Genomic DNA, 13151 nt, shown 5'->3' with positions numbered 1-13151 from the left:
CATGATACTATGATTTCACTAAAGCATGCAATCATGAGATAGCAGGCTCGCTTGGAAATAATGGGAGGACATTGGTGTCAGATCGGGCGTTATTTCTGCATTTAACCGACGCGCATTTGATGGCTTCGGGAAATCCCCTGCCCCGAGACGACCACAAGGTGAATATCCCCGGTATCACGCAAGAGACCCGCGAGGCCGCGCTTGAGTTTATGCTGAGCCGTCTTGCAGAAAGGCTGAAAAAAGAGGCCCTCGAGCTAGATGGCGTATTGTTCTCGGGCGACGCTCAGGACAAGGGCGAAGCAGGTGGGCACAGGATTCTGTTTGAGCTGCTGATAAAGCACTTGGCTGACGTGGGCATTACGCCGGCAAATATCGTTGCTGTGCCTGGCAATCACGATGTTCTGCAAGATTCGCTGCCAAGCTCGTCTGAGCGATACACGCAATTTGTTGAAACCTGGCGCACGCACGATTGCGTCACACCTTGGATCGACGGGATCGACAGCGCCCCAACCGACGGCGGCTCTCATGCCCTTGTCGCCAAAGACTGCAAATGGGCGGTATATCCAATCAACACAAGCAACTGGTCGCAGGTGAGCTCTATCCTACCCGCCCCGTTGTCCGATGTATGGGACAAGATTCCGGCGCTCCTGTCCGACGGAGACCAAAATCTCGCAACGGTACTGCGAAAGCAACTGAACGGCTTGGCGCGATACGATATGGCGAGGGTGTCCAGCGCTCAATTGGAAGCGTTACGCCATCAAATAGAGGCCACAGAAAAACCGGCAGCCGGAAAACAGCTCCGCGTCGCCCTGCTTCATCATCACCTTCGCGCGCCATCTTTGCGAGAAGAGCTGAAACCATTCGCTGATATGTCGAACCTCGAACAACTTCGCGGCTTCCTGCGTGATCGGCGCATTGCCATCGTTATCCATGGCCACAAACATGAACACGCTGCTCAATATGAGCACCTTTATGAGCAAGATTCCGAAGCGCATTGGAAAACTCTGGTCATCTCAGGTTCCACTTTCGAAGCGGGGAGAGAGACAGATGCGGCCCGTCTGATTTCGATTTCTGGAATGCCCTTTAATCCAACAATTGCGATCGAGCCGTTACCGTTGCCTCGAGCCGGCGTCGATATGAAGCCGGCCCCCCTCCTCATCAAGCGGATATGGAGCGACGAACCTTTACCGAATGCGCCCGTCGTCATACAGGGCAAAGATATCGACGAGGTATATAACCGAGCGTGTGAGGCTGCAGCCACAGAGGCTAAGGAGGGGACGCTGATCGTACACTTGGACCTTCCAGCTTCTTCCCCAGGCTCGCTTCCTCTACCAAATGATTACCCGATTGCGGAACCCTTGAACGAAAAGGAACGTCGGGATTGGCTGAAGGAACTTGTTGCATGGTGGCAATTGGATCGATCAGGGCTTGATCACCGAATCCCTTACGTGCATGGTGGCCGGCTCCGTCGTTTCGGAGGAAAAATTGATCAGATAGCCCGGGTAAAAAATCTCCTTCGTGAAAAAGCTAGCACACGCGCGGTTGCCGTGTTGGTTGATCCATTCCGAGATTTCACCATTGATGGAAAGGGAGAGGAATTCGCCTCCTTCTGCCTCGTTGAGTTTAAGCGACGCAATGGTTCTGGCGGGAGGCAAGAGCTTGATGCGATTGCGTTCTATCGTGCTCAGGAGTTCGCCCGGTGGTGGCCAATCAATGTCGCCGAGCTTCGATTTCTACAATGGGAGATATGTGGGGAACTGGGTTTTACCCCCGGCCGCATCACGACCATATCCGCCGACGCTAGAACCCAATCTCGCACCCCGACACAGGTTGCGATGCCCATCATCGACCGATGGCTTGATCAGGCGCCGGAACGCATCCACCTTCTAGCCATTTCACTTGGGCATAGGACGATCGATGGAGCATCGCAGTCGGAAGCGGTGTTAGGATGGGAAAGAACACTGGACGATCTTCAAAACGCCGCTAGCGTTTACAATCCTGACGGGGTCCCCACTGCGATCGAAGGCCTCCAGCTTCTGGCGACATACTTGCGTGTTGGTAACGATGGAGACGTCCAGATCGACGAGGCCGTCGCACTGATTGAAGATTTGGCCAACAGAAACCGAACCTTCGAGCGTGGCTCGAAAGATAAGTCCGATTTCGACAGCTGGTCACCCGCAGTGATGCGCGCCGTTCAAAAACTTCGAAAGTTTACGGCATCTCGTCTTGAGCAGCCGAAGAAGGGTTAATACTTTCAAGCTGCGAAATATTTCGTTCAGTGTATCCACAAGCCTGGAAGAACGAAGCGATGTTTGGGTGATCGATATTGTTTAGCACGCCTGGACGGCGCCTGCCGAAATGTTGGTATACCGCCGCGGCTAAATCGCTTTCCTCTAACTTGTTCATCTCTAGGGAAAGCTCCGTATCGGTCAGTATCGGCTCCAGCCATTTCAATCGAAGAATCTTTAAAGATTCCCGCAGGAACTCGTCGTTGATCCTGTCGAGATCGGGAATTTGGCTTTCCGGCTCACGTCGCACATCAGCCTCGGAAGCAAACCATTGCTGCAGCGTCTGCTCGAGGTCAGCCCACTTTACCGAGAGAGGCAGTCGCCGAATGCCGAAATCATAAGGTGATATGCCGTGGAACTTCGAGACGATAGCTGGGGCGGCTTTGAAATGCCGTTCATAGAGATGAAACGATGCTGCGAAAAACGTGGCCGTCCCGACTTGGGTATTAGTCCAACCGGCCAAGAGCTCGTGCAAGATGCTCCATTCGAAAGCGTTCGCTCCGGAAAAACCCCACATCGCATCATTGCTGCGGATTGCGATGCTCATATTCAGCCGCCCGTCACGAATAAGCCATCCAATCCAGTTGTTGCAGGGAATGTCGAGACTCGCAGCGTAGTCAAGTTCCGGATCGAAGAAACTCATCGCTGCCCGCCGAGTCGAAGGATCGCTGAGCAAAAGTTTCCTGACCTCATCGAGTTGATCTGATCGACCTCGCCAATTCCGAAGTCGGGGTCCATACCCGGCGCGCCACGTCTTTCCATCATCGGAGAAATCCGGCGCACGCGGCAGATAATGAGAAAGCCAGGCGATATCGTTTCGTCCAGCTATGATCCACATCGATTCTGCAATCTGGGCAAAGCAGTCGTTGAGACGTCCGGGGAGAAAGAGAAAACGTTCCAAGGGTCGTTCAAGGACGGTGACTTGGTTGCAAATCTCACGCGTCAGCTGCGCTCTCACGGTAATCTCATCGCCCTTTTCCATAATCTCGGCAAAACTGCCAGATGCCGCAAAGCTGATATTCCGATAGATGGTCGACATAGGATCGCGAGACTCGTGCAGGACTTTGACTATCAAAAGTTGAATACTCGCAGGGTATTCTAGAACTTGAGCTATGTGAAGATTGGACTTATCCAGATTTAGTGAAGAGCGTCCAAAGGAGTTGGTCACTATTCTCGCACCGCATGCAAATTTCAGAGCACCTAAACTAGAAGCCCAAAGTGAGCTTCAAACTGCAATCCTGTATAGAATGTGACAGCGCCTCAACTTGGTCATGTCGGCTCCTTCACCGCGCCCCACGGCTGCATCAGCAAATCTTTTTGAACAATGATCCGCACTGGGAATCCCGGTCGTATGGTGAGCGTCGGCTGGATGTTGAGCTGGCGGCGCACGATCTGCTGCCCGACGTCGGCCGCGGTATCCTGCGCGCTCTCACGGATCGCCTTGGCGATTTCGTTCTCGTCATTGCTGGAGCCGATCTCGGTTCCGATGCCAAGCAGCGTCGAAAGCGCCGCCGCCCTGAACAATTGCCCCCAATGGTAATCGACACCATCCTCAAGGCCGGAATAACCTTGGGGATCGGCACCCTGAAGGCGTTCGAGCACGATGGAAGTTCCATCAGGCATGATGAGCCTGTTCCAGACCAGAAGCACCCGACTCTGGCCGAACGCGATCTGGCTGTCATACTGGCCGATCAGGCGGGAGCCTTGCGGGATCAGCAGATGGCTCCCGGTCGGGCTGTCATAGACGTGCTCCGTGACCTGCGCGGTGATCTGGCCGGGAAGATCGGACTTGATGCCGGTAATCAACGCGGCGGCGATCACGGTTCCAGCCTGCACGATATAGGGCGACGCTTTCTCCTGTACGCGGTCGGCACTGTCCGTGCGTCGGTCAGCTTCGGCGTTGACGAAGGCAAGCTTGCGATCCTGCATGTTCTGCGCCGAGCCGGAATCGAGTGGCGGCGTTTCGGCCGCAAGCGGTAGCCCGGTCGCCGGATCGATGCCCGAACCTGTTGCTGTGGTCGCCGTGGCAGATGCGACCTGCTGGTTGCCAGTCGTCCTCTCTCCCCGGCTATCGGTGAAGAGTTTCGCCAGCCGCGCCGCCTCGATTTCGGCAAGGCGGCGCTGCTCCTCGGGATCGACGCGCGGCGTCTGGATATTCGGTGCTGCAACCGGCTTGCCCTGTTCCTGCGCCCGCAGGATCGGACGGCCAAGGTCGCCGGGGAGCGCCGGACCGAGCTTCGGAATGTTGGTGTAATCCTTCGGCAGTCCAGCCAGCCCATCGGCCGGGGTCTTATTGTCGATATTGTAGAGTTCCGTCGCCGACTGGTTGCCGCGTCGGCTGGTGTCGAGCGCCCAGAACAATGCACCGGCAATGGCGATGCCCGCCACGCCGCCGGCTCCGATCAGAACCTTGCGCGAAAGCCGCGTGACGCGCGGCGGTTCGGGGCGAAGGCGCAGTTGCGCGGCAAGATCTCCTTGTGATGGATGGGGTGCTCCACTCATCGATCATTCTCCGAGGAAAACAGCACCGTGCGCTTCGCCGTTGCCGGCCGGCCATCGGTGCGGACGATGCGAACGCGCTTCTGCGTGTCCTTGTCGCCAAGGCGAAGTTCCGCAGCCGCGAACAGGCGATCGACGACATAATAGTTCTGGCGGGCGCGGTAGTTCACCAGTTCGGAATTACCCGATCCGCCAATCACGAAGAGCGGCGGCATTTCTCCCTGTCCGATGCCGGACGGAAACTCGATATAGACTTTCGCGCCATCGTCGAAGGCGCGCAGCGGCCGCCAAGGCGCTGCATCGCCCTCGATGCGATAGCGGAAGTTGATCTTCGATATGTCCACGCCGGAAGCGACGGGTTGCGTTTCCGCCGCCTTCGCGTTCTGACGGCGGAGCGCAATAAGCTGGTCGGCGGGATATTGCCACGAGACAGACGCCATATAGGTCTTTTCCGTCGAGCGCAGTTCCAGATGATAGGTGCGCAGGTTGGTGTTGATGACAAGGTTGGTCTGAAGATCCGGCCGTGTCGGCTTCACAAGGATATGGACCTGTTTGGTGGTTCCCGAACCGCTCTCGGTATCGCCGATGATCCAGCGCACCGTGTCGCCGGCGGCGACCGGGCCGGAGCCGACAAGGGCTTCTCCCGACTGAAGGGCAATATCCGTCACCTGTCCCGGCGCTGCATAGACCTGATAGAGCGCGCCGGCCGAGAACGGATAGACCTGCACGGCGTTGATAAAGCCGTCACGGACCGGCTGCATGCGGGCGGCCTCGTTGGCGGCGCTGATACGTTGCTTCGGGTCGGTCGCTTCGGCGGTTCTCTTGCTGCCATCGATCGGCTTCAACTGACCGGGTAGCGGCAAGGTTTTTGGAACCTCGACCACTTTCACCGGCGCGACTGGATCGGCCCTGAGCATGGCGGGAGCCGCATCGTCGTAGTCGATTTCCGGCGGGATATACTTCTTCGCGCAACCGACAAGCGCCGTGGCGGATACCAGCGTCGCCGCCAGCATGAATGCTCTTTTCCTATTTGCCCTACTCATTGCCCCATCTCCTTTGACCAGTTGATTGCGTTGACATAGACACCAAGCGGATTGGCCCGGAGTTTGTCAGTGGTGCGCGCCTGCTGGAGCACGACGGTCAGGATCGCCGTCCAGCGTTCTGTGCCGGAAAGCTGGCCGTTCTCGTAGGAGCGCTCCACCCATGCGATGCGAAAACTGTCCGGGGAGGCGCGGATGACGCTGGAAATCTCCACCGCGATTTGCGTCTTGCCGACCTTGGTGAACGGGTCGTTCGCCCGCGCATAATCGTTAAGCGCGATCGCGCCGCGATCCGTGGCGAACTCGTAGGCGCGAAGCCAGTTCTGGCGGACGATCACCGCATCGACGGGGATCGAACGGACTTGCTCGATGAAGCGGGCAAGGTGCCATGCAATCTGCGGATCGGTCGGCTTATAATCGGCCACGGCCGGAGCGACGGTTTGCGCCTCTCCAAAACGGTCGATCTGCACCACCCACGGAACCACCGTGCCGCGTGTCGATTGCCAGACAAGGGCGGATGCGAAGCCGCCGGCAAGGAAGAGAGAACCGAAGGCCATCAGCCGCCAGTTCTTCGCCTGCACGCGGGCCGAGCCGATCCGTTCATCCCATGCCTGTCCGGCGCGCTGATAAGGGGTTTCGGGTTCGGGCGTGCGGGCATAGCGCACCGAAGGACGCTTGAAGAGTGTCATGAGCGATCATCCTGATTGAGAGAAACGGACATGGAGCCGCCGCCATGCTCGCCGGAGCGGATCGTATGGGCTGCGGTGCTGACGCCGTGATTGATGGTGCTGTTGCGCTTCATCCGCTGCGCCCAGTCGGGAGCGGACGCGGAAGCTGACTGCGGAGAAATGCCGGAACCGGACACGGCCTTGGCGGGCTGCGAGGCGGCATAAACCGGATCGTTGGCGGCCTTGCCGCCGCCAGCAGCGCCGCCCGGATTGACCTCGTTCTTGCCGCCGGTCGCTTTCCATGCGGCGGCCCGACCGGAACGATAACTGGAGTGCAGGGAGTCCCCGGCGCGGCCCGCTACCTCTTTGCCCTTGTTCATGGCAAGACCGGCCCCGGCCTTGGCGACACCGGCAAAGCCGGCCGCTCCGCCGCCGGTCCCGGTCGATCCCACGGAAGCATTGCCGAGGCCGTATGCGGTTCTGGCACCACCGGCCAGGGCAGCGCCGCCGCGTGCGCCGCCAGAGATTGCACCGCCCGCCGCACTCAAACCGGCCTTTCCAGCCATGAAGCCGGCCGCACCGATACCGGCGGCGGCGATGCCGGTTCCGACCGCTGCACCCGCGCCAAGCTGCGGCGCACCGGAGACAAGGCCGGTGGCGATGCCGGTGCCAAAGATCGACAGGCCCATCAGCGCCAGCGCGCCGAGAACCAGTGACAGGGCTTCGCTGATCGTCGGCGTATCGGAAAAGCCGGCGGTAAATTCGCTGAACAGGCCGGAACCGATACCGACGATGACGGCCAGAACCAATATCTTCACGCCGGAAGCGACGATGTTGCCAAGCACCTTTTCGGCGAGGAAGGATGTCTTGTTGAACAGGGCGAACGGGATCAGCACAAATCCGGCCAGGGTGGTCAGCTTGAACTCGATCAGGGTGACAAAGATCTGGATCGCCAAGACGAAGAACGCGATCAGCACGATCACCCACGCTACCAGCAGCACGAATATCTGGATGAAGTTTTCGAAGAAGGAGATGTAGCCGGTCAGCTCGCCCACGGCGGTCAGGATCGGTTCGCCGGCGTCAATGCCGACCTGCGCCACGCGACCAGGCTGCAACAGTTCAGATGCCGACAGGCTGGAACCGCCAGCCTTGAGGCCAAGCCCGGAAAAGCTTTCGAAAACGATCTTCGCCAGATTGTTGAAGTTGCCGATGATGAAGGAGAAGAAGCCGATATAGAGGGTCTTCTTCACGAGCCGCTGGATAATGTCCTCGTCAGCGCCCCATGCCCAGAACAGGCCGGCCAGCACAATGTCGATGACGATCAGCGTCGAGGTGAGGAAGGCCACTTCACCGGACAGCAGACCGAAGCCGCTGTCGATATAGCTGGTGAAGGTTTCGAGGAAACGGTCGATGACCCCGACATTGTTCATCGAATTTCTCCCTCGACGGCGCTCTGTTTCGGCGGCGTCGGCCTGTCCGGCTTGTTGATCTGGAAGAAGCGGCGGCGGTTCTCCGCCCATGCCTTGCGGCAGGCGGTGTCTTCGATCGCCGCCGTGCCAAGGTCGCGGCAACGGGTAAGTTCGCTTTTCGCGGCCGATAGAGCTGAAGGGTCGCCGCCCGGATGCTCGATGCGGGGGGCGTCGGCATCGGGCCGGTCTTCATCGTTTTGCAGGGTGGCGATGGCGGCGGTCAGCCCTGCACCGATTGCGAAGACGGCGATCATCCGGGCGGCGATCTTCAGGTCCATGACGTCCGTTCCCTTCAATCGTGGAACATGCGGACACTGGACGATGTGTAGGCAGTCCCTGTTATGAAGCGGGAAAACTGCTCGCGGGCCTGTTCCTGCGCTGCGGCCTGTCGGGACTGCTCCAGCGCATTGGCGCGGCCCTGCGCCGCCAGCATGGCGGTCAGGTCGGAAATCTGCCTGGCCTGTACGGCAAGCAACTGGTTGCCGGCCTGCGTCGCCTGAAGCACACCGACAGAAGACTGGCTGGCGCTGACAAGCTCGCTGGTCTGTTCCTGCGTGCCTTCGATATTGCCGACCGCGACGGCCCCGGCCTTCAGCGAATGCTCGAAAGCCGAAACGGACTGCTGCCAGCGCTGTTGCGCGGAAGAGACCAGTTGCGATGTGGTACGGTCGCCGGATGCGAAATCGCGATAGGTGGCGTTGAACTGCGTTTCGATATTCTGGACATTGTAGGCGAGCTGGTCCGCTTCATTCAGGAGCGACTTCATCTCGGAGAAATTGCCCTCGATCTGCGACAGCAAGGACGTAGGCAGGCTGGTGAGATTCCTGGTCTGGTTGATGAGCATCTGCGCCTCGTTGGCGAGAGACGTCACCTGATTGTTGATCTGCTCGAGCGCGCGGGCAGCAGAAAGTAGGTTCTGACTGTAGTTGGTCGGGTCATAGACGATCTTCCACGCCAGCGCCGGCGACGGCGTGAACGGGATAACGACCAAAGGCAGGGTGACGGGAAGCAGGATCGCGGATGCACTGACAGCGCAAGCCAGAACGCGGGCGCGCGAGAAACGGGCAATATGCATCATAGCGGAAACTCCTCTTCGGATGGCGGGGAAACAGAAAACGGGCTGGCCGCATCGGCTGCGGACTGATCGATGACATTGGTGAGGTCGGGAATGAGATCGGCGGCCCAGGCAAGCGCGTTGGCCTCAAGCCATGCTTCGAGGAAATACGGCTTCGCGCCGTCCTTCATGAGTTCATCGATCAGCGCATGGGCGGCCTTGTCGGACGATGCGCAGAGCGCAAGTGCGATGGACCTAAGGCCAAGCTCGAACAGGCGGTTCCCTCTGCGGGACTGGCAGTAATAATCCCGCTTCGGCGTCGCGCGGGCGACGATTTCGATCTGCCTGTCATTGAGGCCGAATTGGCGATAGACGGATGCGATCTGCGGTTCGATGGCGCGTTCGTTGGCGAGGAAGATGCGCGTCGGGCAGCTTTCGACAATGACCGGCGCGATCGGCGAGGCTTCAATGTCAGCCAACGACTGCGAGGAGAAAACCACGGAGACATTCTTCTTGCGCAGCGTCTTAAGCCATTCCTTGATTTTCGAGGCAAAGCCGCCATCGTCCAGCGCCCGCCAGCCTTCATCGATGATGAGGAGGCTTGGCCGTCCGTCGAAGCGGGATTCGATGCGATGGAACAGGTAGGAAAGCACCGCCGGGGCAGCACCTGTGCCGATCAGCCCTTCGGTCTCGAAGGCTTGAACCGAGGCGTCTCCGAGCCATTCCATTTCCGCGTCGAGCAACCGACCATAGGGACCGCCGATGCAATAAGGGCGAAACGCCTGCTTGAGGCTATTTGATTGCAGCAACGCGGCAAGGCCGGAGATGGTGCGTTCCACGACTGGCGCAGAGGCCAGGGACGTGAGCGCCGTCCAGAGATGCTCCTTGACATCAGGGGTGATTCCAACGCCTTCGCGTACCAGAATATCCACCAGCCAGTCGGCGGCCCATGCCCGTTCTGGCGTGTCATGGATGCCGGCGAGCGGCTGGAGCGACACCGTGTTCATCAGCGATGTATCGTCGGAGAGCGAGCCACCCAAATCCTGCCAGTCGCCACGCATGGCAAGCGTGGCGGCACGGATGGAACCGCCGAAGTCGAAGGCGAAAACCTGCGAGCGTTCGTAACGCCGGAACTGGAGCGCCATGAGGGCGAGCAACACGCTCTTGCCGGCACCTGTCGGGCCAACGACCATCGTGTGCCCGACGTCGCCGACATGAAGGGAGAAGCGGAACGGCGTCGCCCCTTCGGTCTTGGCGTAGAACAGCGGCGGCGCGTCGAGATGCTCATCCTTCTCCGGTCCGGCCCAGACCGCCGATAGCGGCATCATATGCGCGAGGTTCAATGTCGAGATGGGCGGTTGCCGGACATTGGCATAGACATGGCCGGGAATGCTGCCCATCCATGCCTCGATCGCGTTGACTGTCTCCACGATGGCCGTGAAGTCGTGGCTCTGGATGACCTTTTCCGCGAGGCGGAGCTTTTCGTCGGCAATGCGCGGGTCGGCGTCCCAGACGGTAACGGTCGCTGTCACATAGGCTTCGCCCACCTGATCGGAACCGAGATCCTGAAGCGCTGCGTCGGCATCAAGGGCTTTGTTGGCCGCATCCGAATCCAGCAGAACAGACTGCTCGTTGGTCAGGACTTCCTTGAGGATAGCGGCGACCGACTTGCGCTTGGCGAACCATTGCCGCCTGATCTTCGTCACCAGCCGGGTTGCGTCGGTCTTGTCGAGCATGATCGCCCGCGTGGACCAGCGATAGGGGAAGGCGATCCTGTTGAGGTCGTCGAGAATGCCGGGGAACGTGACGGTCGGGAAACCGATCACGGTCAGCGTGCGAAGATGGTACTCGCCAAGGCGCGGTTCGAGGCCACCAGCCAAGGGCTGATCGGCCAGAAGCGCGTCGAGGTGCATGGGCGTTTCCGGAATCCGGACGCGGTGGCGCTTGATCGATATGGTGGAATGCAGATAGGTCAGCGTATCGGCATCATCGAGCCACGCCACTTCCGGCACGAAACCTTCGACCAGGTGCAACACCCTGTCGGTGCGATCGATAAAACCTTTCAGCAATTCCCACGGCTCGACGCCGGAGCGTTCGCGGCCCTCGTAAAGCCAGCCTTCCATTCGCGAGGCTTCTTCGGCGGGCGGCAACCAGACGAAAGTAAGGAAATAGCTGCTCTCGTAAAGCAACCCGGATTCTTCAAACTGCTCCCGGCGCTCCACGTCCAGCAGGGCCGAAGCGCTGTCGGCAAACAGGCTTGTCGGATATTCGGTTGCCGGATTTCGTTGTGCTTCAACAAAGATCGCCCAGCCGGAGCCGAGGCGGCGAAGCGCGCCGTTGAGCCGTGCGGTGGTGCCGACCAGTTCGGACGGCGTGGCGCTGTCGAGATCGGGACCGCGAAACCGGGCCGTGCGCTGGAATGAGCCGTCCTTGTTGAGAACGACGCCCGGTGCGATCAGCGCCGCCCAGGGCAGAAAGTCGGCAAGCGCCGCATTCCTTTTTCTGTATTCGGAGAGGTTCAACATGATGCTCTCCTCAAACGCTCATATGCGTCGGATAGCGCAGGTGACGGCGGCCGACGTCGACGAATTGCGCGTCGCGCCGTGCCGCCCAGACCGCCGCGAAATGGCCGATGGCCCAGATCACCAGTCCGGCGATCCAGAGCCGCAGGCCGAGGCCGACCGCACCGGCCAGCGTGCCGTTGACGATGGCGACAGCGCGGGGAGCGCCGCCGAGCAATATCTGCTCGGTCAGCGCCCGGTGGACCGGCGCGAAGAAGCCTCGAACCTCGTCGAATTCCAGCGGGGATCCCGTCATCAGACCAGCGCTCCGCCGCCGAACGAGAAGAAGGACAGGAAGAAGCTCGACGCGGCAAAAGCGATGCTCAGGCCGAAGACGATCTGGATCAGCTTGCGGAAGCCGCCGCCGGTATCGCCGAAGGCGAGCGCGAGGCCGGTGGCGATAATGATGATGACGGCGACGATCTTGGCGACCGGGCCTTCGATCGATTCAAGGATTTGCTGAAGCGGTTCTTCCCACGGCATCGAAGAGCCGGACGCGTGGGCGGGTGCGGCCATCAGCAGCGTGATGGACGCAAGCGCCGTCGCGTGCGCAAGGCGGTTACGGAGGCGGGGAAGGGTGGAAGGTACGGACAGGGCAAACGTGTTCATGCGTCTTCTCCTTTCGGGAGGGGGTTGCGATCGGAAGGAAGTTGAGCAGACAAGGTGCGGTAGTCGCCGGTAACGGGATCGATCCCGTCCACGAGGGCGATTTCGGAAAGGCGACGGGCTGAGCCGCGGCCGGAGAGAACAGCGATAATGTCGATGGTGTCGGCGATCAGCGCCCGCGGAACCGTAATCACGACTTCCTGCACGAGCTGTTCGAGCCGGCGCAGCGCGCCGATGGCCGTATTGGCATGGATCGTGCCGATCCCGCCGGGATGGCCGGTTCCCCATGCTTTCAGGAGATCGAGCGCCTCGCTGCCCCGCACCTCGCCGACAGGAATACGGTCGGGCCGCAGGCGCAGCGACGACTTCACCAGATCGGACAGCGAGGCCACGCCGTCCTTCGTCCGCATGGCGACGAGGTTCGGCGCGGCGCATTGCAGTTCCCGCGTATCCTCGATCAGCACTACACGGTCCGCCGTTTTGGCGACTTCGGCCAGAAGTGCGTTGGTGAGTGTGGTCTTTCCGGTGCTGGTGCCTCCGGCGACGAGGATGTTTTTCCGTTTCTCGACGGCAATCCGCAAAACATCGGCCTGCTGCTGCGTCATGATCCCGGCAGCGACATAATCCGACAGGGTGAAGACGGCGACGGCCGGCTTGCGGATCGCGAAGGCGGCTGCCGTGACGACAGGCGGCAACAATCCCTCAAACCGTTCACCGGTCTCCGGCAGTTCCGCCGAGACGCGGGGATTGCCGGCATGGACTTCCGCGCCGACATGATGGGCCACCAGCCGCACGATGCGTTCGCCGTCCTCCGGCGACAGAACCTCGCCGGTATCGGCAAGCCCTTCCTTCAGCCGGTCCACCCACAAGCGTCCGTCCGGGTTCAGCATCACTTCGACAACGGCGGGGTCTTCGAGATAGCGGATGATCGACGCGCCCAGCGCCGTGCGCAGCATTCGCACGCTG

At 60.1% G+C, this 13151-nt stretch carries 12 protein-coding genes; 1 reads left to right on the top strand and 11 read right to left on the bottom strand.

Annotated features, from left to right (window positions below; translation table 11 throughout):
* Positions 1–74: 74 nt before the first annotated feature.
* Entirely contained in the window at positions 75–2249 is a 2175-nt protein-coding gene (locus FIB18_RS19425) for a metallophosphoesterase (protein WP_140022267.1), read from the top strand.
* Here the strand turns inward: FIB18_RS19425 and FIB18_RS19420 are convergent.
* The 11 genes from FIB18_RS19420 to trbB all read right to left on the bottom strand — a co-directional run bounded on the left by FIB18_RS19420 (position 2212) and on the right by trbB (position 13141).
* The gene (locus tag FIB18_RS19420; RefSeq protein ID WP_140022266.1) at positions 2212–3327 is read right to left on the bottom strand and encodes a thymidylate synthase; all 1116 of its coding nucleotides are present in this window, start codon (positions 3325–3327) and stop codon (positions 2212–2214) included. The genes FIB18_RS19425 and FIB18_RS19420 overlap by 38 nt on opposite strands.
* A gap of 230 nt (positions 3328–3557) precedes the next feature.
* Entirely contained in the window at positions 3558–4790 is a 1233-nt protein-coding gene (locus FIB18_RS19415) for a TrbI/VirB10 family protein (protein WP_140022265.1), read from the bottom strand.
* Positions 4787–5830, bottom strand: a complete 1044-nt coding sequence (trbG, locus tag FIB18_RS19410) for a P-type conjugative transfer protein TrbG (protein ID WP_140022264.1) — start codon at positions 5828–5830, stop codon at positions 4787–4789. Before trbG ends, FIB18_RS19415 begins: the two co-directional genes overlap by 4 nt.
* Complete coding sequence (gene trbF / locus FIB18_RS19405) at positions 5827–6516, bottom strand: conjugal transfer protein TrbF (RefSeq protein ID WP_140022263.1); 690 nt, start codon at positions 6514–6516, stop codon at positions 5827–5829. The genes trbG and trbF overlap by 4 nt, the downstream gene beginning before the upstream one ends.
* Positions 6513–7925, bottom strand: a complete 1413-nt coding sequence (gene trbL / locus FIB18_RS19400; protein ID WP_140022262.1) for a P-type conjugative transfer protein TrbL — start codon at positions 7923–7925, stop codon at positions 6513–6515. Before trbL ends, trbF begins: the two co-directional genes overlap by 4 nt.
* Positions 7922–8242: a putative entry exclusion protein TrbK-alt gene (trbK-alt, locus tag FIB18_RS19395; protein ID WP_140022261.1), complete on the bottom strand. Its 321-nt coding sequence runs from the start codon at positions 8240–8242 to the stop codon at positions 7922–7924. Before trbK-alt ends, trbL begins: the two co-directional genes overlap by 4 nt.
* Positions 8243–8256: 14 nt before the next feature.
* A complete protein-coding gene (gene trbJ, locus FIB18_RS19390; RefSeq protein WP_140022260.1) occupies positions 8257–9042 on the bottom strand; it encodes a P-type conjugative transfer protein TrbJ in 786 nt (261 codons plus the stop codon).
* Positions 9039–11543, bottom strand: coding sequence for a conjugal transfer protein TrbE (gene trbE / locus FIB18_RS19385; RefSeq protein ID WP_140022259.1), 2505 nt, complete (start codon positions 11541–11543; stop codon positions 9039–9041). Before trbE ends, trbJ begins: the two co-directional genes overlap by 4 nt.
* 10 nt (positions 11544–11553) lie before the next feature.
* Entirely contained in the window at positions 11554–11835 is a 282-nt protein-coding gene (locus FIB18_RS19380) for a VirB3 family type IV secretion system protein (protein ID WP_140022258.1), read from the bottom strand.
* A complete protein-coding gene (locus FIB18_RS19375; RefSeq protein WP_235894920.1) occupies positions 11835–12188 on the bottom strand; it encodes a TrbC/VirB2 family protein in 354 nt (117 codons plus the stop codon). The genes FIB18_RS19380 and FIB18_RS19375 overlap by 1 nt, the downstream gene beginning before the upstream one ends.
* Complete coding sequence (gene trbB / locus FIB18_RS19370) at positions 12185–13141, bottom strand: P-type conjugative transfer ATPase TrbB (RefSeq protein WP_140022375.1); 957 nt, start codon at positions 13139–13141, stop codon at positions 12185–12187. Before trbB ends, FIB18_RS19375 begins: the two co-directional genes overlap by 4 nt.
* Positions 13142–13151 lie beyond the last annotated feature (10 nt).

The sequence above is a fragment of the Brucella pecoris genome, from assembly GCF_006376675.1.
Taxonomy (GTDB): domain Bacteria; phylum Pseudomonadota; class Alphaproteobacteria; order Rhizobiales; family Rhizobiaceae; genus Brucella; species Brucella pecoris.
The sequence above is the reverse complement of the archived record's forward strand: the minus strand, read 5'-3'. Positions and strand labels throughout refer to the sequence as shown.